Raw genomic sequence first — 24,065 nt, forward strand, 5'->3', positions numbered from 1 at the left:
CTGTGGAGCTGCTTGGCGGACGTTATCGGATCGAGCGCCTGCTGGGCAGGGGTGGCATGGGGGAGGTCTACCGGGCCTTCGACACCCGATGCGACCGGCTCGTGGCTCTCAAGATCCTGTCGGACACGGCAGACGAGAGCTACGCCCGACGGCTGCGGCGCGAGGCCGATCTGGTCAAGCGGCTCGCGCATCCGCACATCGTGGACCTCCTCGACTCGGGTGACAGCGACGGCCGGTTGTATCTGGCGATGCGACTGGTCGACGGGTCCGACCTGAGACGGGTACTCGGTACCGGTCCGCTCGACCCGCACCGGACCGTGCGTGTTCTGACACAGGTGGCCGAAGCGCTCAACACAGCGCACGAAGCGGGAATCGTGCATCGGGACGTCAAGCCGGCCAATATCCTGATCGGTCCCGGCGAGGAGGCCCACCTCACCGACTTCGGCATCGCACGGCCCCTCGACACGGAGGCGACCCGGCTCACCAGAACGGGCAGTTACGTCGGATCCCTCGACTACATCGCCCCGGAGCAGCTGCGCGGACAGCACGTCACCGGGACGGCCGACGTGTACGCGCTGGCGTGTGTGCTGTACGAGTGCCTCACCGGGAAGGTTCCCTTCCCCGCGGATGATCCGGCCGCGAAGCTGGCAGCCCAGCTCAATGACCCGCCGGCCGCGCCCTCCGTGTTCGACCCCCGGATTCCGCCCGCCCTGGACATGGTGGTGGCCACCGGTATGGACAAGGACCCGCGCCGGAGGTTCGCAACCGCGGGCGAGCTGATGAGTGCGGCGGCCGCCGCCTTGGCCGAGGTGTCGGTGGTCGCGCCCGCGAGCTCGACCACCGACGCGACCGCTCCCGGCGGTGACGGCACACCAGGGCAGGAGGCCCTCGTTCGTGCCATCGTCTCCGTCGCGGCCAAGCGCCGACGGGGCCCGGAACAGCAGGGCACCGAGACCACATCCTCGTCCGGGGCAGCCGAGGCAGAGCCCGGAACGGCCGAGCTGTGCCCCTATCCCGGTTTGCGGAGCTTCAGCAGCAGCGAGGCGGCGTGGTTTCACGGCAGGGACGGTGAGATCACCGAGCTGCTTGTCCGGCTGTCACGACAGTCTGCACGTTCCGGGCCACTGATGGTGGTGGGGGCATCGGGAACGGGCAAGTCGTCCCTGCTGCACGCGGGACTGTTCCCCGTCCTGGACGAGGCCGGCGGTGCCTGGTCCAGGGTGGTGCTGACCCCGGGCGAGCACCCGGTGAACACCTTGGCGACGAGGATCGCTGCCGTGACCGGCGCCGACCCGGCCTTTCTCGCGGCCGAGATACGCGAGCGGCCCGACGGCTTCGGACGGTGGTGCCGTTCGGCGGCGGACGGCACCGGTGAGCCGGACAGCAGACGGTTGATGGTCGTGGTCGACCAGTTCGAGCAGGTGTTCACGGACGGCGCCGAGCCCGCCGACAGGGAGGCGTTCGCCACCGCCCTCGTGCACGCCTGGCCCGCGACCGTGGTGCTCGCGCTGCGGGCCGACTACATGCCGGATTCCATCCAACTGGCCCCGCTGATGCCCGCGTTGGAGGCCCCGGTGGTGGTCGGGCCACTGGGACCGGAGTCGCTGCGCGAGGTGATCACCGCACCCGCGGACGGAGCAGGGCTTCGCCTCGAGGACGGCCTGGCCGAGCGGCTCATCCGCGACGCCAGGTCACGCGACGGTTCAGGGATCGGGCCGGGCACGCTGCCGCGGCTGGCTCACGCCCTGCACGAGACGTGGCGCAACCGGTCCGGGCACCTGCTCACGCTGAGCGGATACGAGGCCACGGGCGGCGTCGACCGAGCCGTCGCGATCAGCGCCGACCAGCTGTACGGACGGCTCGACACCGAAGGTGGCACCGCGCTGCGCGCGGCGCTGCTGCGCCTGGTGAACGTTCTGCCCGACGGCGGACTCGCCCGCCGTCGGGCGAACCGAGCCGACCTGGCCGAACAGGCTTTGTCCGCCCTGGTGGACGCCCGTCTGGTCAGCGTCGACGACGACGGCGTCCGCCTGGCCCACGATGCCCTGCTGACCGCATGGCCCCGGCTGCGCGGCTGGGTCGAGGAGGACCAGCAGGACCTGCTGCTGCGCCAGCGCCTCGACGAAACCGCCAGAAACTGGCGGGACAGCGGCCACGACCGCGGCGACCTCTACCGGGGTGGACGCCTGGCCGCCGCCACCGAGTGGGCCGCGCAGCGGCAGGACCTGACGGCACTCGAACGGGAGTTCCTCCACGTCAGCAGTCGCGATCAGGAGCGTGCCACCCGGCGGCTGCGCACCGCGGCCGCCACCCTCGCCACGCTGCTGGTCGTCGCACTCGTCGCGGGCGGGCTGGCGCTGAACGCCCGTCGCGAAGCCGACCACCAGGCCAGCATCGCGCTGTCGCGGCAGCTCGCGGCAGAGTCCCTCGCTCTCGCGGAGTGGGACCCGGCCGGGGCCCGCGAGGCGGCACTCAAGGCGTGGCACGCTGCACCGACCAGCCAGGCGCGCGGCGCACTGCTGTCGGCCGACGCACTGACCGACGTGACGGAGTTCGACTCCGGGCTGAACCCGGCCACCGCCGTGGACGTCAGCGCCGACGGCACTCTTCTCGCCGTCGGCGGCACAGGCCCAAGCGGCAACACCGTCACTGTAAGAAACATGCGCACCGGTCAGAGGGTTCCGCTCGCCGCCGCCGACCTCGGCGAGGACACCGTGCAGGCGGTCCGCTTCTCTCCCGACGGGGCGCTGCTGGCGGTCGCGGTCTTCGGAGACCCCGGCGTACGTGTGTGGGAGACAAACGACGGCCGGTTCCTCACCGCACTGAAGACCGGCTCGCCGGCGGACGGAGAGGTGGTGTTGGGACCACTCGCTTGGCACCCGGACGGCACCACCATCACCGCACAGTCGATAGGAGACGACGGCAGCCGGATGGGCAGCTGGAACCCGCGTACCGGCGCCTTCCAGCACTGGCTGACGTCCCACGAGGGAGAGGCCGCGTCCGACGCCGCCTACAGCGACGGAGGCGACCGGCTCGCCATCGGCCGTACGGACGCCGGTGTCGAGCTGTGGAATCCGACCACGAGCACACTGATCAACCGAAGTGCGGCACACCGCGACAGCCTTCCACCGGACGACACCACGCGTCCGAGCGCGGTCGTGGCGTTCTCCGGCAACGGCTCGTTCCTCGCGTCGGCGAGTCCGGCCGACCCGCTGATCCGACTGCACGACCCGGTCAGCGGGGCGGACGCCGGCACGATCAAGGACCGGACCCGCAGCGCGGCGGACGCCGCAGCCGGGCCGAGAACGCTCACGTTCTCCGGCGACGGCACCCAGTTGCTGACCGCCACGGGAGCGAACGTGGTGGTCTGGGATCCCGTCGACCGCAAGCGGCTCGGCACATTTCCGAAGGGCACGCTGGGAGGTTCCTCCGCGGGCCAGGCAGTCCTGGCACTCGCCGCCTCAAGCGACTCGAGCACCGTGGTCGCCGCGCGCGCCGGGGGCACCGTCACCCGCTGGCACAGAAGCGCCCCTTGGTACGAAGCACCGCGCGGCGCGGTTCTCGACGTCGCCTTCGCCCCGGACGGCGAGCACGCGGCCGCTGTGGACGGTGAGGGCGCACTGCACACGTGGAACTGGAAGAGCGGCCGCACCGACGCCGCGCCCCAGAAGCTGACCGCGGCGGGCCTGTCGGTCACCTACGCCCCGGACGGCACTCGCATAGCCGGTGCCCAGGACGGCACGATCACCGTCGACCGGCCTCACGGCGAACCGACCAGGTTGACGCTTGACGGCGGTCGCTTGACGGGGGGCATCGCCCTTTCGGCCGACGGCGCGCTGCTGGCCGCGGCCGGTAGCGGGCCCACGGGTGCGGACACGAGGACGGACGGCGGCGGAGACACGACAGCCTCGGGACGCGTGTACGTGTGGGCGCTGGCCTCGGGAAAGCGCCTGGCGGAACTCGATCTGGACACCGGTCCTCCCTCGGCCGTCGCCTTCAGCCCAAACGGCACCCGACTCCTCGCGGTGAGCAGCGACACCCCGCTCGACACTCTCGGAGATGACGACGACAAGGGCGGCAAGCCGGTCTCGCTGTCCACGTGGCACACCGCCGACCTCGGCGCGCGCCCCACCGTCACCGGCCTCGATGACGACGTGACCGACGCCGTGTACACGACGGACGGCGAGAGCGTCGTGACCGCGTCGGTGGCCGGAGCCATCGAGATCCGCGACGCGACCACGGGGAAGCTGCGCCGCACGTTCGGTGAACATCCCTCGGCAGTGCGTGCATTGGCGATGTCCCCGGACGGCACCACGCTGGCCACGGCGACAACCGACGACGCAACTGTCTGGCTGTGGGACCTCGCCGACGGCACCTTGAGAGCCAGGCTCACCTCAGGCAGCGGCTTCGAGGTCAACGCCCTCGCGTTCTCCCCCGACGGCACAGCACTCGCCCGGGGCGGCACCGACGCTGCCGTGGCACTGTGGCGCCTGGACGTCGATGACGCAGTCCAACGCCTCTGCGACAGCATCTCGGGCACCCCTGCCGGCGAGCTGGGGTGCGGCTGAGTTGAGCAGTGCCGTATCCCCCGAGGAGCGCGGTGGCGTACTGACGACTGTAGGGGCCCGTGCCCGCTCATGGGCACCGGAACGTTCCGCTGCCTCCCGGCCCCTTCCGACCGCCATTGTCTGTCCTGACGGACGGACCGCCCAATGCACCGGCGAGGCGGGCGAGTGGACGGACACGGAACGGAGTGTCACATGAGTGAATGTGATCACAGATCGTCGCCCGATGGTGACGCCTGGGCGATGGCGTCACCGCCTCTCGGCGCGGGCACCGCCGCACGAGGAGCACGGCGCCCGTGGCAGTGGGCGGTCCTCGGCGTCGTCGCCGCCGCCCTCTGCGCGGGCGCATACGCTCTGTGGGGCACCGGGGCCGAGCGTGACACTCCCGCCGCGGCCGACCTGCTGTACACCCTCACCCCCGGAGCAGCCGAGGCCCAATACGGCATCGAAGTGCCCTCTGCTGACAAGCCAACCGTGCTGAAAGGCTGGGACTTCGGCATCAAGGTCACCGGGCACGGCGAAATAGACCGGTTCGATCAAGACGGCACCCGATACTCCCCCGCGGACAGCCACCGCCTGTACACGCTCGCGCTGACCGGTATCGACGGCGAACAGATCGGCACCCGCAGCCGCGACACCGCGCTGAAGGTACGCATCGGACAGGCCGAACGCCCCCTCCAGGAGGCCGGCTCACTCGCCGAGGGCGAACGGCGGATTCTCCTGGTGTCCGTACCAGAAACTGCCGAGAACGCGGAACTCGTCCTCACCGAGGACGACCTCACCCAGACCGTCTCGATGACCACGGGTGCACCGGATCCCTCGAACCCCGCGGTTCTGGCGCGCGAGGACGTCACCAGCGGGCCCATGCTGCGCACCGGAACGCTCACCTACCGGGTCAGCTCGTCCGCCACCTCGCTCACCCTCACCAAGACAGCCCACTACCGCCTCACCTCGGCACGGCTGTCATACCACCACCTGGTACGCCAGGACGAACACGCCGCGCAGGACAGCGCCTTCCTGTTCCTGACCGGCACCATGAAGCGCACCGGCAAAACGCGCGGTCTGCCACCGGAATGGATCTCCCTCAGACTCCCGGACGGCACCACCCGCACGGCCAAGACCTACTCCGACCACACGAACTACCGATGGCTGGCGATCGAGGTCCCCGCGGATTTCACCCACGGCACACTGGTCTTCAGCGGCGCGGACCGGTTCCCCGGCACCGACAACCCCCACGACGTCACGCTGACCGTGGAAACGGAAAGAGAGGAACGGCTGACCATGGTGCGCGAACCGGCACCGGACGCCGCACACGGCGAACAGGCGTGAGAAACAAGAGGAGACGAGGCCCGCAGGATGCTACGAGTCACAGTGCGCTCACCGGAACTGCACCCGATCGCGCTGACGACGGGTGAGCGACTGGTGTTCGGTCGTGCTCCCCACGGGGGCGACGGCGGCCGCCGGCCCGGCCGCTACGCCGTCGCCCTGCCCGGCTGCGCACCCCATGTGTCCCGGGTACTCGCCGACCTCGTGGTCGAGGACCACGGCGCGCGACTGACCTGGCGTGGCGCCAACGAAGCGATGCTGGCGGGCCTCTTCGAGGCGCCCGGCGGAGCGCGCCGCGTGACACTGGTCCGTGGGATGTCCACCGTTCTGGACGACGGGAAGAACGAGCTGGTCGTCTTCACCGGCCGTCAATTGGGCGGACAGAACGCCGATCTGACCCTCACCTTCATGGTGACTGGCGCCCTGCGGCCCAGCGAACCGACCGAGGTGCGGTTGACCGCCGATCCCGTCACCCCGGGTGTCGCGGTCACCGAGGAAGCACCAGGAGCACTGAGCCGCTACTCCAAGTCCTGGTACGTCGCGCTGGCGCTGACCGAGCCGCTGCTGGTCGGCGACGACGACGAACAGCGCGTGCCGACCTACCAGGAGATCCACCAGCGAGTACGTCACTGGCGCGGCGGCGAGGCCTGGAACCTGGCCGATCCCAGGCGCGTAGACGAGGTGATCAAGAGGATCTCGAAGATCGCCTTCGGCGAGGTGCACGACCCCTACGCGGCAGTGCGCGACGGCAAGCTGTTCAACGCCAGGTTCGCCGTCGCCAGACGAACAGCCCAACGACGACTGGTGACCATCGAGGACCTCGACGAGGTCGAGCGCGCCGCGCAAAACAACTCGCAGGACAGGAGAAATCGGTGACAGGGCGGCCAGGGCCGGGGTCTTCGGGCAGAAGCGGTCCTCGGGAGCCGAAGACGCTGGCACGGCAGTTCAAGGAAGACCTTGGTTGCGCGGGTCTGTTCGCACTGCTCGCCGGCGCGCCGACGGCGCTGGCTCTGATGGACTGGCGTCCGCTACTGGTCTTCCCGGCGCTACTTCTTCTCCAGCCGGCAGTGAGGATGGCGGGCCCTCTTCTACGCGGCCGGCGAAGACTGGGGCAGGCGGCGCTCGTCGTCGCCTGGTCGGTCGGCGTGGTCGTGTCGGCCGTGATCGTCTACTTCGGTGCGGACCTCATGTCCGACACCGATCCAGGCTGCGACCCCTCACAGGCATCAGCCTGCAACCTCGTGGTGGACGGCCGGGTCGTCGGCGAGGCCGACGCCTCCGACGCACAAGGCGTGCGCTTCCAGAACATCATGATCTCGCTGTCTGTCATCCTCCTCGGTGCCGTCCCGCTCTGCATGCTGCTGTGGAACGGCTACCACGTTCTGCGCCGGCGCACCTGAACCGGCCGACTGCCCGCAACGATTCGGAAGGAAACCCGGTGGAGAACACCGAAGTGGCACAGCGCGTGGGAAGGCTAGTCCGTAGACATCCCTCCGACAGCGCCCGGCTCAAGCGACAAGCGACGACCATGGCAGCCATCGGCGTCATGGCATTCACCTGCGGCACACCGGTACTCGGCGCAGTCATCGGCGGCTCCGAGGGCGGACTCGTCACGGTGGTCTTCCTCTTGGCCACGGGCGCAATCAGCCTGGGCCTGTCCATTCGGCACTTCGTGCTGGCGCGTCGCGCTGAAGACGAGTCCTTCGACGTCCATGAGCAGGGACTGGTCCACCGCACCGCGACCACCGTTACCGTGGTCCCCTACGATGCCATCACCAAGGTGGAGGCCATGAGCAACACCTCGGTGCTTCTGCCCAAGGTCTGGGGCACCGATTACATGTGCTTCATCAGCACCCACGACAGCGGCTGCATCGGCATCAACACCTTCACCCACGATGTCCGAGGGCTGGCTCAGACCGTGCACGCCGCTGTGCATCGCGGCCACCGGCCACCGGTGCCGGGACCCTCCTGAACGCCGTCGCCAGATGACGGAGCCGGTCGCCGGCCAGGAGCATTCACTACTCTCGAGCACGAGTTGGCCACAGCGACTCACCCCGCGCATGTCCCCCGTGGAAATCGCGGGCCTCTCGATGAAGAACAACAGGGACTGGGAGATCTCTTGCTGGTCGAACGACGCACGACCGTTCCCCTCGTCGGGGCGCTTCTCGCCGTACTGGCCGCTTGTTCCGGAAGCGCTGAAGACAAGACCGAAGCCTCGCCGGGATCCAAGATGAAGGAGATCAGTACCGCAGCTCAACTCGGCACCCTGTGCTCTGACTTCAAGGTCGGCCACCCTGAGGCTGCAAGGTACTCCGGCAACGGTCCCCACCGAGTGGCCTCCTTCGAGGGCGGGTACGAAACCGACAGCGACGTGGGCCCCGGTTGGACCCTGCAGGACGACGTCGAGTTCGACGGGCTACCAACCACAGCCCCGACCACACCGGTCTCCGAGATCGAGCTGCTCGCCTGCGCCGAGGGCAAACCGGGCGAAGATCTCCAACGCGAGTGCAAGTACCTCGAGTTCGGCCTGCAGAGCACACCGCAGCGGTCCTACCCGCTGTATTCCCAGACGTACACCTACACCGTCTACGAGCTGCGTACCGGGCGAGTCGTGGACACGATGACAAGAGACCCCCGAGGGAGTTGTCCTGCCAGGATCAGCTCCTCCGGAGGCGGTTCAGGAAGTCCGGGCAAGTTGTATGCCCAGATCTCGCGCTGGACGACGGAGAGTGCTCTCAAACCCGTCGTGGAGGGCACAGCCCGCTGAATCCCGGCCCCTCGCCGTCGAGGCTCAGGACAACGTCCCCTCCCCCGCTCGGCAAGGCACCCTGTGCAGCCGACTGGCACAGCCATCCGTACGGGTCATGGTCTCGCCCTGGAACGCCGAGCTGCATGTTGAGCTCGGAAGAACCAGGAGAGGACTGCATGACGATTCGGCGGATGGACAACGTCGGCATCGTGGTCGAGGACATGGATGCCGCCATCGCGTTCTTCGTGGAACTCGGCATGGAGCCGGAAGGTCGGGCGGAGGTCGGGGGAGTCGTTGCTGACCAGTGCACGGGACTTGACGGCGTCCATTGCGGCATCGCGACGCTCCAGACCCCGGACAGGCACAGCCGACTCGAACTGGCGAAGTACTACAGCCCTGCGGCGATCAGTGCCGAGCCGCGCGAACGGCCTCACAACGTTCTGGGTACGCATCGCGTCATGTTCGCCGTCGACGACATCGAGGACAGCTACCGGCTCTGCTACGTCCGCGGGCCTGAGGGCATCATCGTTGGACTGGCCGAGCAGCTCAACTGACGACTCGCAACGGAACCGGGGCACTTATCACTCGTCCGGCCGCCGCACCGCCTTCAACCTCGGGCATGTTTCATCGACGCCCGTTATGAAACGCTCGGCCGTTCACCACTGGGTGATGAGCGGCGTGCCCGGTGCGTGCCGCCGCCACGCCTCGTTGATGCGAGTGAGGCGGGAGGGAGCAGCGATGCCGCGCACGGTTGCGATCCTGCTGTGGGTGAGGTCGAACGTCACGACGCCTACGATCCGGTCACCGAGTACGAATAGGAGGGCGGGAGTGCCATTGACGTGCGCGTGGTGGACGGCGAGCGCGCCGCCGGCGAACCGCCGTTTCGCAGCCGTGGGGGTGAAGCCGGCCCGTGCCACGGCGGCGATGCGCCGCGGAGTGTCGTACCGTAGCAACTTCTTGGTCAGGCCGGCCCCGTCGGAGATCGCGGTCGCGTCGTCGGTGAGTAGGGCCACCAGCCGTTCGGTATGGCCCGAGGATGCGGCGGCGAGGAACTCCTCGACGATGCTGCGGGCGGACGCGGGATCGACGGCTTCGCCGCCGCGCCCGCGCCCGGCGTTGATGCGACGCCGGGCCCGGTGGAGGTGCTGCTGGCTCCCGGACTCCGTGAGGTCCAGGATCCCGGCGATCTCGGCATGGCTGCAGGAGAACGCCTCGCGCAGCACGTAGACCGCTCGTTCGAGGGCCGAGAGACTCTCCATGAGAGTCAGCACGGCCAGGGAAACCGATTCGCGCTGCTCGAACGTGTCGGCCGGCCCGAGTATCGGGTCACCGTCCAGCAGCGGCTCGGGCAACCATGTGCCGACCGCGCGTTCATGGCGGGCCTGTGCCGAACGGAGGCGGTCCAGGCACAGGTTGGTGACGACCTTGGTCAGCCACGCCTCCGGTACCTTGATCAATTGTCGGTCGGCGGCCTGCCAGCGCAGGAACGCATCCTGTACGGCGTCCTCGGCGTCGACTGCGGATCCCAGCAGTCGGTAAGCCAGGGAGGCCAGCCGGTTCCGGCTGGCCTCGAACAGGCTGGTGTCGAAGCGATCAGCGGCCGTGCTGTCCACGTTGACCACCCTAGGCGGTTGCGCGGCCGCTGCCTCGGCGGGCAGCATCCGGAGCAGCGGCCAAGCGGCGCTTGCGGCCGGGGCGGCCGAGGGTCGGGTGCGAAGTTCCCCACAATGCGCCCTTGATGATGCCCGTCTTGATCAGCGCGGCTTTGCGGCCGCTCACGCACTTCGGTTTTGCCTGCCCTTCGCCGTCCACCGTCTGCAGGATCCCGTCCAGTCGCCCGAGACTGATGGCGTTGTAGGTATAGAGCAGCTTGGTCTTCGCGACCTTGCGCCCGGTCAGGCTTCCCACGATCGCGTCGATCGCCTGCCTGCCGGTATAGCCGGCGGATCCGCAGGACATCGGTAGCGGGTGGCCGTTGTCGCCGATGGCGTGGACGCTGTCGCCGATGGCGTGGACGCTGTCGCCGATGGCGTAGACGTTCGGGTGGGAGACCGACCGCATGGTGCGATCGACGACGATCTGACCGTTGCCGGTGACCTCGAGACCGCTGGCGGCGGCGATGGGGCTCGCCTCGAACCCGGCCGTCCATACGGTTGCGTCGGAGGCCAGGGGCGTGCCGTCGGCGCACAGTACACGCGTGGCTTCAACAGCTTCGACGGTGGTGTGCTCCACGACGGTGACGCCGAGTCGGTCGCAGGCCCGCCGCAGGTGGTCGCGGGCTGCACCGGAGAGGCGAGCACCCAGCTCGCCGCGTGCCACCAACGCCACCGACAGCCCGGGCCGGGATTCGGCGATCTCGGTGGCGGTTTCGATGCCGGTCAACCCGTCGCCGACGACCAGTACGCTGCCGGCCTCGCCGCGTTTGTCCAGGCTGTCCAGGCGCTCACGCAGGCGCAGCGCCGAGGGGCGAGCGGCGACGTCGAAGGCGTGTTCCGCGACGCCGGGGACACCGCGGTGGGCGACGTGGCTGCCGAGTGCGTAGACAAGCGTGTCGTAGCCGATCTCACCGCCGCCTGTGGCATCCGCCGCGGTGACGACGTGGCGTTCGGGGTCGACTGCGGTGACACGGGCCAGATGCAGACGGATGCCGGTGCCCGCGAACACGTCCGCGAGCCTGGGAGCCTTGATCTCCTGGCCGACCGCGAGCTGGTGCAGCCGCATGCGCTGGACGAAGTCCGGCTCAGCGTTGACGACAGTGATCTCGGTGTCCAGTGGAGACAGCCGACGGGCCAGGTTCCCGGCCGCGTAGGCTCCGGCATACCCGGCACCGAGGACGACGATGCGGTGCTTCATGTGCTGCTCCTGTCAGTTCGCCTGCTCTCACTGGTTGAGCGGGACAGCACTTCGATTGCTGACAGATTGCAGATGTGATGCGGACCACACATCTGAGGGGTCCCTGCTGGGCTCCGGCCGGGAGAGTCGGTCATCGCGTCTGCGGGTGGTCGGTCGACGACATCAGTAGATGTGCGAGGAGGCCCCGCCAAGCACTGGTGCTGCTGCTCAGCATCCGGGTACGGCAACTGGCCCTCGACGAATTGGCAGCCTGGCCGTGAACGTCCTTTCCCGCGGGCGTCGGTGGCAGACAACCCTGACTTCGACACACCGCCCTCCAGGAATTGCCAGGACAACGGACGGTAGGGCGACCGCCGTCCCAGGTCCGGGCCGATGCTGCGGCGGGCAGCCGTTGACGGGCGCGGAGCACGGCACCCTCTCAACGCGAGGTCCACTCCCGGTCGGCGAGCACGCCATTTCGAGCTCCGGACGATATCTCGCCAAATCGAGCCATCCGGCGTTGCCTTTCATCCTCTCAGCCAGGAGCCCTTCTCCCCGGGTGAGTGCGAGCCCATCACATTTCGGCCCCGATTGACGCAGCACGTTAGTTCGAGCGTTCCCCTGATCATGCATCACCGCGACCTCTCTTCACTCCTGACTCACAGGTGATGCACTGTGCGCACACAAGCGCGAAGACTCGTCACGGCCGTGCTGGCCCTGGCTCTCCTGACCACAGCAGGGGGCACGCCCTCCTGGGCCTCGCCCCGGGACCGGCCCCACACCCCGGCCACCGGGGCCATCTCCCACCAGCCGGCCCGGACAGCCGACGACCTGCCCAAGCCCCCCAAGGCCATGACGCTGGCCGAACGCCGCAGGCAGGTCGCCGAGGACCGGCACGAACGATCGCCGATGCGTGAATACATGAACGCCCCGGAGCGGACACCCAAGGGCGAACGCCACAGCCGGCCGGACACCAACCACGTCGACCGCGGCCCGGCCACCCAGCCGCGGGTGTCACTGCAGCCCCTCGCCACGGCGGCCGAAAACCCCACCTGGGTGTCGTCCTGGGCCACCGCCTATCCGGGGATGCTGTCGATCGGTGGACAGGTAAAACTGCCCAAGCAGGGATCGTCGTACACCGGAATGTGGCTGTACGTCCTGGACGAGGGCGGCTACCCCGTCGTCCAACAGGAGATCAAGAAGTCCACGGACGACCCCAGCGGCGACACGCCGGACACCGGAGCCTGGTGCTACGACTGGTGGGCGAGCAACTCCTACCCCGCCGACCAGTGCTTCTGGTGGGCCGGCAGCGCACTGGGGGGCATCCTCGAGGACGGCAAGAAGTACTACGCCTGGGTCTTCCTCAACAACGCCGACGGGACGTCCAGCCCCGGCGGGACCACCTCCCCGCTGGTTGAGGCCTTCTACACGCCGGTCATCCCCGGGGCCCAGGCGGGGATCTGCACCTGCTACGCGCAGGCACACCGCGCCGACCCGGTCAACACCGCCACCGGCATGTTCTTCGAGCAACTCACCGACGCCTCCCTGGTGGGCCCCGGTGTGCCCGTCACCCTGGAGCGCACCTACCGCTCCGACTCCAGTGCGGTCGGCCTGCTGGGACGTGGCTGGGCCACCCAGTTCGACGCCAAGCTGACCCTCGCGACGGGAAAGGTGACGTATCGGACGGGTGACGGCGCGTCGTTCGTGTTCACGCAAAACGATGACGGCTCGTACTCCGCCCCGGCGGGCTCGACGGCCAAGCTGCTCAAGGGCACGAGCACGTACACGATCACCACGCCGGACCACACCCGGCGGACCTTCGACAGCAGCGGCCGGCTCACCTCCGTCACCGACAAGGCAGGCAAGGGACTGGCCCTGACCTACTCGTCCGGCAAGCTCGCCTCCGTCAAGGACGCCGCCGGACGCACCACCACCTTCACGCCCGGCACCGACGGACTGCTCTCGAAAGTGGGCCTACCCGACGGCACATCGGTGTCGTACGGGTACACCGGCGGGCTGCTGACCTCGGTGACCGACCCGGCAGGCAGGACGTCGTCGTACGCCTACGACGTGAACAAGCGCCTGTCCTCGTACACCGACCCGGCCGGCGGGAAGGTCTCCAACGTCTACGACTCGTCGGGCCGCGTCACGTCCCAGACCGACCAGAACGGCAAGACCACCACCTTCACCTGGGACGGCAGCAGCGAATCGCACACCACGGCACCGGACGGCGGCGTGTGGACCGACGTGTACGCAGGCAACGTCCTGATGGAGACGATCGACCCGTACGGCAAGAGCATCACCTACGACTACGACCGCCATCTGCGTCCCGTCGCCATCACCGACCAGCGCGGCAACACCACGGAGATGACCTACGACAGCGCCGGGCGGATGCTCACCCGCAGCGCTCCCTCCGCCCTCGGCTACACGGAGAGCTGGACCTACGACAGTGCGGGCAACATCACCAGCCACACCGACGGACGCGGCAACAGGACCGCCTACGCCTACAACACGTCCAACCAGCTGACGTCGACCACGGATCCCCTGGGCGGCAAGGCCGGCTACACGTACACCGCGCTCGGCTCACTGGAGACCGTGACGACCCCCCGCGGCAAGGTCACCACCTACGGCTACGACGCGACAGGCAACCGGACGTCGGTCACCACCCCGCTCGGCGAGAAGACCACGTTCACCTACGACGACGCCGGTCGCATCCTGTCCAGGACGGACCCGCGCGGCAACGTCGCGGGATCCGCTCCGGACGCCTACACCACGACGTACGCATATGACGGCCGCGGGCTGCTCACCTCGACCACGGACGCCCTGGGCCGCACGACCGCCTACGAATACAACGGCGCCGAGCAGGTGGTGGCAGCCACCAACCCGGCGGACGAGACGACGACGTTCGCCTACGACGACGCCGGCCACCCAACCCGGACCACCGACCCGGCCGGCAACTCCGTCACCCGGAGCTACGACGCGAGCGGACGCCTGTCCTCCGAGACCGACGCGACCGGCGGCACCACCACCTACACCTACGACAAAGTGGGCCGCCTGCTCAGCAGCGTCTCGCCACGCGGGAACGCCGACAGCGCCGACCCGGCCGGCCACACCACCAACTACGCCTACGACGCGGCCGGCAACACCACCAAGGTCACCGGCCCGACCGGCGCATCCAGCACTACGACCTACGACGCGATGAACCGTCCCCTAGTGGTCACCGACTCGCTGGGTCACACCACCGGCTACACCTACGACGCCAACGACAACATCACCAAGGTCACCGACGCCGCGGGCGAGACGGTCACATCCGTCTACGACAAGAACAACCGGCTCACCAGCAGCACCAACCAGCTCGGCAAGACCACCTCCTACGCCTACGACGCCGACGGCAACCTGCTCAGCCACACCTCCCCGCTCGGCCACAAGGCGAGCTGGACCTACGACGCCGACGGCCGCCAGGCATCCGCGGTCGACCCACGCGGCAACGCCACCGGCGCCGACCCGGCCGAGTACACGACCGTCTACGGGTACGACCCGGCGGGCAACCCCACCACGGTCACCGACCCGCTCAGCGGCGTGACCACCACGGCCTACGACGCGATGAACAACATCATCGGGCAGACGGACGCGGACGACCGGGCCACCAGCTACGGGTACGACGACCTGGACCGGCTGACCGTGGTGACCGCTCCCGGCGGCGCGGTCACCACGTACGGGCACGACACCGTCGGCAACGTCACCACCCGCACCGACGCGAACGGCCACGTCACCACGTACGGCTACGACGCGGCCCACCGCCTCACCTCGGTCACCGATCCGCTGGAGCGGGCAACCGGCTACGGCTACGACGCCGACGGCAACCTCACCCGCAAGACCACACCCCGCGGGTCCACCGACTACGCCCACGACCCGCGCGGCCTCGTCACCGAGATCGACTACTCGGACGCCACACCGGACGTGTCCTTCGGTTACGACGATGCCGGCCGCATGACCGCCCGCGCCAACTCGAAGATCTCCGAAGACTTCTCCTACGACTCCGTCGGAAACCTGACCAAGACCCGCCACTTCGCCTACACCTACGACGCCGCCGGACAGATACTCACCCGCACCCACAGCGGCGGCTCCGTCGCGTACACCTACGACGACGATGGCCGCACCGCCACGATGACGGCCGACGGCCAGACCACCACCTACACCTGGGACCCGGCCGCGCACCTGACCCGGTCCGCGCTGCCCAACACGGAGACGGAGGAACGCGACTACGACCGCGCGGGACGTCTCACCGCCGTCACCTCCGCCAAACAGGGCGTCACGGTCACCAAGACCGCGCTCACCCTCTCCGCAGCCGGTCTGCCCACCCACGTGGACATCGCCAGGGCCGGTGTAGGCGCCGGCGGCTACGACCAGACCTACGACACCGCCGGCCGCCTCACCACCGGGTGCTTCCCCCAACCCGGAACCGCCGGATGCGCCTCCGGCCGCGCGACGTCCTACACCTACGACAAGGTCGGCAACCGCCTCACCTCCACCCTGGGCGACGCGTCGACCAGCTACACCTACGACGCCGCCGACCAGCTCACCTCCACCAACACCGGCTCCACGACCACCTCCTACGGCTACGACACCGAGGGCAACCAGACCAAGAACGGCACCGACACCTACACCTACGACCTGGCCGGACAGATCTCCGCCGGCACGATCGCCGGAGCGAGCTACACCTACGACCACGATGCCAGTGGCAACCAGGTCACCGTCGCCAAGAACGGCACGACGACCAACCGCTACCAGTGGGACCCCAACGCCCCCGTGCCTCTGCTGGCCTCGGAGTCCACCGGCCTGGGCATCGCGCAGACCTACCGCTACGACCCGCTGGGGCAACCGGAGTCGACCGAGACCGGCGCCGGCTCCGTCTACTACTACCACCACGACACCCAGGGCTCCCCTGTCGACGTCACCGACAGCACCGGCACCCTCCACCAGCGGTGGGCCTACGACCCGTACGGCACCCGCACACTGGACACCATCACCGACGGGGCTCCCGCGAGCACCCCTTCCTACACCGGCGCACGCTACGAGACCACCACCGGCAACCTAGACCTGCACGCCCGCCAGTACGACACCACCACCGGCCGCTTCACCCGGCCCGACCCGGCAACTCGCCCCTTGTCGACGCCGTATGTGTCACCGTACGCATACGCGGACAACGTCCCTACCCTCCTGACGGATCCCAGCGGTCTGTCTCCCGACGACCCGAACAACGATCGCGTCGACAGCCTCGGTGAAGCGGCGAGCATCTTCGGCGACGGCTTCGTCGAGGGCCTGAAGTCCCCCTTCGTCTTCCTCGGAGACGCCTACAACGCGCTCACCGGCCAGAACGGCGGTGCCGGCGCGTTCGTCGACAAGTACCTGCCCGTCCGCCCCGCCTACCGACTGTACCGCGCCGACTACATGCTTCGCCAGCAGGGCTGCGACGCCGTCGCGGACCTGTACACCGAAGCGGCCGAAGAACTCACCAAACAAATCCTACTCGTGGGGATCGGCGGGCTGACCGGATGGCGCCGGACGGCCGTCGCCCCCGAGACCGCGACGGTCCTCAATGTGGGGAACCTGCGGTTCGGGCCTGGCGGTGGCGGCGTCACCAGAGGGTACGGAGGCATCCCCTACAAGACCCCGATCACAGAACAGCTCAGAGCACTGGTGAACCCGCAACGCGGCGAAACCAACTGTCGCGCCTGCGCGGTAGCAGTCGACCGCCTACTGGCCGACGGTGCTCCGTCCTCAGCGCCCGGAGGTCTCAGGGAAGGCTCCACAGCACCCATCGAAGCACTGTACGGCGGACGGCAATTCAAGTCCTCCACCGTCTCGGGCATCGTCAATGAGATCAAGAACGCCGGAAACGGCGCCCGAGGTATCGTGATGGGGCAGAAGGGACGGCGAGCCCACGTGTTCAACGTGGTCAACATCAAGGGAGACGTCGTCTTCCTGGACGGTCAATCAGGCCACGCCGATCTCTCGACGTGGCGCAACTTCTCCCTCCTGAGGACAGACTGATGTTGGACATGGAAGAGGCAACCAAGCTGGCCAGGAAGTTCCTGGACCAGGAGGTCAGCCACGAAGGCATGACCTTCGCGCTCGTCGAGGGAGAACGCACCCAGGTGGGCACCGCTTTCTACTTCGACTGCCAATCGGTGGCCTACCTCCGCACCGGGGACCTTCGGGACATGGCCATCGGCACGGGCTACATCCGCGTCGACGGGGAAACCGGGGAGTGCCGCATGCTGGGAGCAACCGAATCCGCCCAGCTCGACCTCTTCTGACCAACTGTGGCCTCACCTCTGGTGTGAGCATGAGGGCCGGGCCGGTGGACGGGGCAACGCCTCGCGCATCCACCGGCTCGGCCATGCCCCATGCCTACGAAGAGCCGACCCGAACCGGGGGCCGGACACATGAGGGCAGTCCATTGCCGCAGCCCATCGTTCCCTGACACCACGAGCAGTGGCCGGGAGGCGGAGTCAAGACCACGACGGGCACCACCACCTGGTGAAGCCGATCAGGGAACCCCCAGTTCACATATGGCCATGGCTCCCCTCCGAGTGGGAGCACTGTCCCCGTGAATCAGCGGCAGGCGAGGCCGGGCAGCGCGTACATCACGCTCCCGGTTCCACCACACCAGCGGCCTGTGCCGATCAGCCGTCCCGCAGGTCTTTGTCCCGGTCGGCGCACTCCGAGTTCACGACCGGTGGACGTATCCGTCGTCCTCGCTCGAGTCCCGCATCCGGGTGTTGCTCGCGGGCTCGGGAATGCCCGTCAGGTCCTCGACATCAAAGACCCTCGCGATGGGCACGTCGGTGCTGCTGTGAGCGATGATCGAGAAGGCGATACAGACGGCGATGAGCGTGTACGCCTGCTCCCCCTGCGGAATCCCGGCCTGCAGCACGAGTAGCCCGTAGACCACGGACGCGAATCCCTTGGGGCCGAACCATGCGGCCACCAGCTTCTCCCGTCGGTCAAAGCGCGTGCCGACGAGAGAGATCATCATCGATGCCGGGCGCACCAGCACGATCGCCAGGAGTACGGCCATGTAGCCGGCCCAGGACAGGTCGGCGAAGAGCTGGGGTGTCAGCAGGGCGCCGAAGACCAGCAGTGCGGCGAACTTGGCCAGTTCCGCGAGTGACTCACCAAGTGGTTCGAACGCTGTCTTCGCCTCGGGCGACACGGCTGTGAAAACCGCGCCTGCGGAGAACGCGGCCAGGTATGGGTTGGCATGGGTCAGGTGGCACGCGGCGTAGAGGATAATCCCGGTGGCCAGTGGCAGCAGTGGCTGCAGCTTGGGCTCTGCTCCCAACAGCCGGAATCGTACGAGTCCGTTGACCAGGAGCGGAAGCACCACGCCGAAGGCGAGACCCAGCCCCAGCTCCAGGGCGATCTTCCCGAAGGACGCCTCCGCGTGGCCGCTGGTCGGTCCGGCGGCGGCAATGAGGACGAGCACCACCGGCAGAGCGAGCCCGTCGTTGACGCCGCTCTCCACGTTCAGCAACTGCCGTAGCTTCGGCGGTACTTCCTTGCGGCCCACGATCGCCGAGGCGAACACCGGGTCCGTGGGGGCGAGGACGGCGCCCACGAGGAAGGAGGTCGTCCAGTCCAAGCCGACCAGGTAGTGGGTGATCAGCGCCATACCGATGAAGGCCAGAGGCATGCCGAGGCCAAGGGCGCGGGCCGGGTTCTTCCAGTTCTCCCTGAGCTTCGGGAAGGACACGTGCATGCCGTCGGTGAACAGCACCGCGAACAGCGCCAGATCGGCGGTGACCGCGACGATGTCGCTGTCCGGTGTGATGTGGATCAGCCCGAGAAACCCGTCACTGACGAGAGCGCCGCCGACGAGGAAGAGGAAGGACGTCGACAGTACGGTCCGGGCCGCGAGTCCGGAGAGCAGAACAGCAATGAGCAGAGCGGCACCGAAAACCGCGACAAGCACCACAGAAACCAACCCCGATCGACGAAGACAGATGTTCCCTGCCGCCGACCAGACTTCCCGGCACTCCGAGACAGACTTTACACGCCCCTTACACCTCCCTGACAGGTGCCTGACGGGCAGCGGCACGCGCCGCACGCTGCCGAGTTCCGGCACGTTGCGCGAGCAGTCGCAGCCCGCGCCCCCAAATATGCGCGGCCGAGCGGCGAGCGCGGACACGCGCGTTCCCTTCCTGGAGCAGAGCCCCGAGCAGGCACGGCCCGTCGCGGCAGGCTGCTACCGAGCGGGCAAGGCAGCCGCTCGGGATGCGCTGGCGGCAGTGGTGACAGTGTGGGCGCCACCGCGGATGGCCCCGCGGTGAGCGGTGCCGAAGTAGCGGGGCAGGATACCCGACTCCACGGCGCGGAGCAGGCCGTTTGAGGCGCCGAGCAGGATGCCGTACGCGATGGCGGTCCAGCCGGGATGGATGAAGCGAGCGGACAGGGCGGCGCACGCCAGGACATTCATGGCAACGAGGAGAGCCATCTGCTGCAAGTTGAGGCCAGCGGTGAGCATGCTGCACGTCGTAGGTGTACGTGGTCATACTGTCCTTCTTCGCCATCGTGGCGCGGTTTCCGACCTTGTCGTAGGTGTACTTCACGAGGGCGGAACCCTCCGGACAGCCGGTGGTTCCTGTGGCCGAGGTGCACCAGGAGGCAAGCCTGCCCGCGTCGTCGTCGTAGCCGTAGTACTGCGGCGGCCTGAAGCCGTCGGCGCGGACCGTGTCGAGCTGCATAGGCTGGCTGGCGGCGTCGCGCTTGAGCGTCCAGGAGGCCAGGGTGCTCTCGCCATCGGCGGTGGTGATCGAGGCCAGGCGGCCGATGCGGTCGTAGGTGCGGGTGTCGGCGTAGCCGTTGCCCGACGGGAGCTTTGTGGTAGTCAGATTGCCAGCCTCGTCGTAACCGTAGGTGATGGTGGCTCCGTTGGCTGTCTGGGGCTTCTGGCGGCCGTCCGCGTCGTAGGTGTAGGTCGTCGTCGCGGCGTCCAGGAAGGTACGGCTGGCGATACGGCCGGCGCTGTCGTAGGCGTACGTGAAGGTGCGTGCCGTGTCGTCCGGTGCGGGCACGGTCAGGATGCGCCCGCCGGCTCGTAGGTGAGCGTGCGCGTGCCGGTTCCATCGGTGATGCCGGTGCGGCGGCCCGTGTCGTCATATGTGTAGGCCGCGTCGGGCGTGTCGTCGCTGTGTGTGAAGCCTGTCATCAGACCGCGGGCGTCCACGGTGGCGGTGGTGGTGATGCCCCGGGCGTTCTTCGTGGTGATGCGGTTGCCGTCGGTGTCGTAGCCGTACGTCACCTTCCGGTCCAGCGGGTCGGTGACCCCGGTGAGACGCTGCGGATCATCGTAGGTGTAGCTGATGGTGTGGCTCTTGGCGTCTGTGCGGGTGAGGAGGTTGCCGACGAGGTCGTAGGTGTACTCGGTTGCGGCGCCGGTCAGGTCGGTGACCTCGGTCAGCCGGTTCTCGGCGTCGTATGCGTAGGTGGTGGCGCGTTCGAGGGGTCGGTGACCTTCGTCTGCCGGTTGTCGGAACGTCAGCAGCAAGCGTCGCACCAGCCCAAGTCATTCGCCAAGGTGACGGGCTTGTAGGCCAGGGCTCCGCCAGCGGGGAAGGTCACGGCCAGCACGCCTGCCGTGACAGATGGACGCCTGCGTGCGCCCGTTCCGCCACAGCCGGTGAGCAGCCGGGAGCGAGCAGCGGGACCGGGCGGGGTGATCCCTTCTGGCCCCGCTGTCGTCGGATCAGCCGAAGCCGAGCACCTCCTGTACGAAGCCGGATCGGGCCGGGTCTGGCTGGGGTGATGGTGTGCTGTCCTGGCGTGCGGCCTTCCAGCGCTCGGTCTCACCCACGCCCGTACCCGCCCTGCTGCATTAGTGGCGCTGTCGCCCGAACGTATGGGTTCACTCGACGGCAACTGCCGCGTACTCCACAACGAGAGGACTTGCGACCAGGCATCGGGAGGTGGTGTCACCGCTGGGAAGAAGTCCTGTGACCCGCGCATACCCAGTCATCACTGTGGATGTGTCGATGCCCGTGTCTTCCTCGTCCAGGGCATGCAGCAATGCCTGAACGCCCCGCCTGTGCAGGTCGGCGGCTGTCGTCTGGTCCTCGGGCAGCGGCTCACGGTGCCGGGTGAGTTCGTGGACGACCTGTCCGGCTCGGGTAACGAAGGACGCGCCCAGACTGGACGCGGAGTTCACCACCTCAAGCTCGGGGCCGTCCACGGGCATCGGCGTCCAGCCCCGCAAATGCCGGGCCGATCCGTGCATCAGCAGTCGGCAGTCCCCGGCTGTCGCGGGGTTCCCGTGCTGTTCCCGCGCCGAGTCCACGAACAGCACCAGGTCCTGGTGGGCGCCGCTGAGCGTCACACACCGTAGCGCGGCTTCGAACTGTACCCATTGGCCGGGCCGCAGCTCTGGTGCGGTGTACCACTCCGCAACGATCTCCAAGTGTCGGTACACCTGCAGCAGGTGCCGCTGCTGCCCGAGCTCGCCGTCCGCAGTTGGCGTGTCTATGTCGATGCCGCCGAGCGGCGTGGTCAGGCGAAGGGCACTCGTGCGCGGCATACGTCGGGGCGCAGCCACGAACTGCCGCAGCTTTCCCTCTGATAGGTAGGCGATCTCACGCAAGGCTCGTCCCCGTCCGTGTGCTGGCTTCGACGGGTCATACTGCCACTGCGCGCCCCTTCGGCACCGGCGGTCAGTAACCAATTAACGCACATTTTAAGCCAGTTGAGAGTGCAATGTACGTACGCACTCAATAATGGGCGAGTACGTCAGGGCCGCGATGACCATGGGGGACTTCATGGAGGACCGGAGCGAGACGGGCTCAGCCCTGGACCGGATCACCGAACGGCTGGAGGGTGTAGGGGAAGAACAGGTTCGTCATGGCGGAAGATTGAATGCCTTCGAGGTCGGTCTGCATGGCGCACGCGCCGACGTAGTCCAATTGCGGCAAGACATCACCGACGTCCAACAGAAGGTAACGGGACTCGAGAGCGCAGTCAGCGACACCCGACAGGTCTTGGACACCTTCATCGAGCAGTACGGCCGCGACCGCGAGGTAGCCCGGGCGCAGGCCGAGCTGGCCCGTCTGACCACCGTTTTTCACGCGGACTTCGCCCAGCGCAAGCAGACCCGCACCCTGGCTCGCGGGCTGGTACACACCCTCACCGCACACGCTGTGCGCAGGAACTTGGTCAACAGAAGCACGGTACGGTCCTGCGTCGAAGAACGGCTGCTCCTCGAACCGACCTACTGGCTCGCCCCGGCGATCATGGCGGTAGCTGCCAACTTCCGTGACGAAACCGCGCCGGGCGAGCGCGCCCAGGCGCACGCCTGCACCCTGGACGCGGCCAAGGCCAACCTATTCTTCGCCTTGACTGCTTCCCGCCTCGGGGTCGAGACCGAGGCAGCTGCGTGGATGGACACCTACCTCCAGTCGCTCAATCCTGAGGAACTCGGCCAGGACTTCTGTGTCGTCCTGGACGCCATCGCAAGCAATGAGCTGGGGGAAGACGCGCTCAGTTACACCCGGCAGGCCATGGCGGGCTGGAACCAGAGCATTCACCACCCATTCGCCGGCGGCACTCAATGGGGAACCCGGCTGCGCAACCTGCGCCGACAGTTGTCCGACAAGGAGTACACGGCACTGCGCGAGACATGCACGGAGCAGTGGAACGACCTCAAGTACGGTTGGGAACTCGCTACCGTGCCCGACAGAACCCTCGCCTACCTCCGCGTCACTTTCCCCGACGGCCCGGATGGAGTCGACCGGCCTGTCAGCGACGGTCGGCACGTCGAAACCGCCCTTGAACGCCTCATCAACCAGCTCGAACCCGACGAAGCGCACCTGCATGAGCAAATGCGCCAGCTCGAACGCATCATCGAACACGGGGGAGACCTGAAAGCAGCCGCACAGGCACACCAGTCGCCGCTGGGCCCGGAAACCGAGCCGGTGCCCTTCATAACGCTCCTCGACCAAGCCGTCTTCGCCCCGGACACCGCCTCGCTGGGCACTCCGGCCCGCCGCATGGCCCTCCGCGCCATCTGGCCGAGCCTGGAGAATGCTGCCGACCGAGTCGTCGCAGAATCACGGAATCACCTCCCCAACAAAATCACTCTTCGCATCGCGGGCTACTCGTGGACTCTGCCAACGCACCCACAGCAGACCGTGAAACCAGGCCCGCTCATTGACGACCTGACTTCGCGCCTAGAGCGAGAGACGCAGGCGCGGTCGGACGCTGTGGTGCGCCGCTGGCCCCGTGTCTGCGTCGCTCTGCTGTTCGGACTCGTCACCGGGACGCTTGTGGTGCCGTTTCTCGACGGCACATCGCAGTATCTGTTCCTCCTTCTCACCCTCATTGCTGTCGTATGGGTTTTATGGGAAGTATGCGGTGTTTCTATACGGAAGAGGCATGTGCGTGAGCAGGGTGACCAAATGCGCCATGCCGCCGTCGCAACGCTTGCAAGGGCACTGCGGCAACGGGAGGACTTCTTCACGAAATGGCACGAGGGTATGGAGGACCGGGAAGCCCTCACCCGCTGGGGCGGACACTCCGAGCAGCGCTGACCGCCAGCGAGG

The 24,065-nt window shown here is 68.0% G+C and carries 16 protein-coding genes; 10 read left to right on the forward strand and 6 right to left on the reverse strand.

What is annotated here, in order from left to right:
- Positions 1-2: 2 nt before the first annotated feature.
- The 7 genes from ACH4D3_RS37585 to ACH4D3_RS37615 all read left to right on the forward strand — a co-directional run bounded on the left by ACH4D3_RS37585 (position 3) and on the right by ACH4D3_RS37615 (position 9,194).
- Positions 3-4,568, forward strand: coding sequence for a protein kinase (locus ACH4D3_RS37585; protein WP_398332231.1), 4,566 nt, complete (start codon positions 3-5; stop codon positions 4,566-4,568).
- A gap of 240 nt (positions 4,569-4,808) precedes the next feature.
- Complete coding sequence (locus ACH4D3_RS37590; RefSeq protein WP_398332132.1) at positions 4,809-5,894, forward strand: hypothetical protein; 1,086 nt, start codon at positions 4,809-4,811, stop codon at positions 5,892-5,894.
- A gap of 27 nt (positions 5,895-5,921) precedes the next feature.
- Positions 5,922-6,767 (forward strand): hypothetical protein, encoded by an 846-nt coding sequence (locus ACH4D3_RS37595; protein WP_398332135.1) that lies wholly within the window; start codon positions 5,922-5,924, stop codon positions 6,765-6,767.
- Between the two features lie 197 nt (positions 6,768-6,964).
- On the forward strand, positions 6,965-7,291 hold the full coding sequence (locus ACH4D3_RS37600; RefSeq protein ID WP_398332138.1) for a hypothetical protein: 327 nt from the start codon (positions 6,965-6,967) through the stop codon (positions 7,289-7,291).
- 38 nt (positions 7,292-7,329) lie between these two features.
- Positions 7,330-7,863 carry a hypothetical protein gene (locus tag ACH4D3_RS37605; protein WP_398332141.1) on the forward strand — a complete coding sequence of 178 codons (534 nt, stop codon included), beginning with the start codon at positions 7,330-7,332 and terminating at the stop codon, positions 7,861-7,863.
- 147 nt (positions 7,864-8,010) lie between these two features.
- Entirely contained in the window at positions 8,011-8,658 is a 648-nt protein-coding gene (locus tag ACH4D3_RS37610) for a hypothetical protein (protein WP_398332144.1), read from the forward strand.
- 158 nt (positions 8,659-8,816) lie between these two features.
- Complete coding sequence (locus ACH4D3_RS37615) at positions 8,817-9,194, forward strand: VOC family protein (RefSeq protein WP_398332147.1); 378 nt, start codon at positions 8,817-8,819, stop codon at positions 9,192-9,194.
- A gap of 102 nt (positions 9,195-9,296) precedes the next feature.
- Here ACH4D3_RS37615 and ACH4D3_RS37620 read toward each other — a convergent pair whose 3' ends face one another.
- Together ACH4D3_RS37620 and ACH4D3_RS37625 are read right to left on the reverse strand one after the other, a co-directional pair.
- Complete coding sequence (locus tag ACH4D3_RS37620) at positions 9,297-10,253, reverse strand: sigma-70 family RNA polymerase sigma factor (protein WP_398332150.1); 957 nt, start codon at positions 10,251-10,253, stop codon at positions 9,297-9,299.
- A 10-nt stretch (positions 10,254-10,263) separates the two neighbouring features.
- Positions 10,264-11,493: an NAD(P)/FAD-dependent oxidoreductase gene (locus tag ACH4D3_RS37625; protein ID WP_398332153.1), complete on the reverse strand. Its 1,230-nt coding sequence runs from the start codon at positions 11,491-11,493 to the stop codon at positions 10,264-10,266.
- Between the two features lie 831 nt (positions 11,494-12,324).
- Here ACH4D3_RS37625 and ACH4D3_RS37630 point away from each other — a divergent pair.
- Both ACH4D3_RS37630 and ACH4D3_RS37635 read left to right on the forward strand, forming a co-directional pair.
- Positions 12,325-17,526 carry a DUF6531 domain-containing protein gene (locus ACH4D3_RS37630; RefSeq protein WP_398332233.1) on the forward strand — a complete coding sequence of 1,734 codons (5,202 nt, stop codon included), beginning with the start codon at positions 12,325-12,327 and terminating at the stop codon, positions 17,524-17,526.
- Positions 17,527-17,534: 8 nt separating this feature from the next.
- A complete protein-coding gene (locus ACH4D3_RS37635; RefSeq protein ID WP_398332156.1) occupies positions 17,535-17,792 on the forward strand; it encodes a hypothetical protein in 258 nt (85 codons plus the stop codon).
- Between the two features lie 413 nt (positions 17,793-18,205).
- Here ACH4D3_RS37635 and ACH4D3_RS37640 read toward each other — a convergent pair whose 3' ends face one another.
- The 4 genes from ACH4D3_RS37640 to ACH4D3_RS37655 all read right to left on the reverse strand — a co-directional run bounded on the left by ACH4D3_RS37640 (position 18,206) and on the right by ACH4D3_RS37655 (position 22,111).
- Complete coding sequence (locus tag ACH4D3_RS37640; RefSeq protein ID WP_398332159.1) at positions 18,206-19,453, reverse strand: cation:proton antiporter; 1,248 nt, start codon at positions 19,451-19,453, stop codon at positions 18,206-18,208.
- Between the two features lie 85 nt (positions 19,454-19,538).
- Entirely contained in the window at positions 19,539-20,552 is a 1,014-nt protein-coding gene (locus ACH4D3_RS37645) for a hypothetical protein (protein WP_398332162.1), read from the reverse strand.
- Positions 20,553-20,554: 2 nt separating this feature from the next.
- Complete coding sequence (locus tag ACH4D3_RS37650) at positions 20,555-21,025, reverse strand: hypothetical protein (RefSeq protein ID WP_398332165.1); 471 nt, start codon at positions 21,023-21,025, stop codon at positions 20,555-20,557.
- A 357-nt stretch (positions 21,026-21,382) separates the two neighbouring features.
- Positions 21,383-22,111 carry an SAVMC3_10250 family protein gene (locus tag ACH4D3_RS37655; protein WP_398332168.1) on the reverse strand — a complete coding sequence of 243 codons (729 nt, stop codon included), beginning with the start codon at positions 22,109-22,111 and terminating at the stop codon, positions 21,383-21,385.
- Positions 22,112-22,244: 133 nt separating this feature from the next.
- Between ACH4D3_RS37655 and ACH4D3_RS37660 the strand changes: the two genes are divergently transcribed.
- Entirely contained in the window at positions 22,245-24,053 is a 1,809-nt protein-coding gene (locus ACH4D3_RS37660) for a hypothetical protein (protein ID WP_398332171.1), read from the forward strand.
- Positions 24,054-24,065 lie beyond the last annotated feature (12 nt).

This window comes from Streptomyces sp. NPDC018026 (genome assembly GCF_044327745.1).
In the GTDB taxonomy this organism is placed as follows: Bacteria; Actinomycetota; Actinomycetes; order Streptomycetales; family Streptomycetaceae; genus Streptomyces; species Streptomyces rubrogriseus.

What these genes read in the sequence shown, in the direction of transcription:
- ACH4D3_RS37595 (WP_398332135.1), top strand. Translation starts at nt 5,922, where the DNA reads ATGCTACGAGTCACAGTGCGCTCACCGGAACTGCACCCGATCGCGCTG.
- ACH4D3_RS37630 (WP_398332233.1), top strand. Translation starts at nt 12,325, where the DNA reads ATGACGCTGGCCGAACGCCGCAGGCAGGTCGCCGAGGACCGGCACGAA.
- ACH4D3_RS37615 (WP_398332147.1), top strand. Translation starts at nt 8,817, where the DNA reads ATGACGATTCGGCGGATGGACAACGTCGGCATCGTGGTCGAGGACATG.
- ACH4D3_RS37635 (WP_398332156.1), top strand. Translation starts at nt 17,535, where the DNA reads ATGGAAGAGGCAACCAAGCTGGCCAGGAAGTTCCTGGACCAGGAGGTC.
- ACH4D3_RS37590 (WP_398332132.1), top strand. Translation starts at nt 4,809, where the DNA reads ATGGCGTCACCGCCTCTCGGCGCGGGCACCGCCGCACGAGGAGCACGG.
- ACH4D3_RS37625 (WP_398332153.1), bottom strand. Translation starts at nt 11,493, where the DNA reads ATGAAGCACCGCATCGTCGTCCTCGGTGCCGGGTATGCCGGAGCCTAC.
- ACH4D3_RS37660 (WP_398332171.1), top strand. Translation starts at nt 22,245, where the DNA reads ATGGGCGAGTACGTCAGGGCCGCGATGACCATGGGGGACTTCATGGAG.
- ACH4D3_RS37600 (WP_398332138.1), top strand. Translation starts at nt 6,965, where the DNA reads ATGGCGGGCCCTCTTCTACGCGGCCGGCGAAGACTGGGGCAGGCGGCG.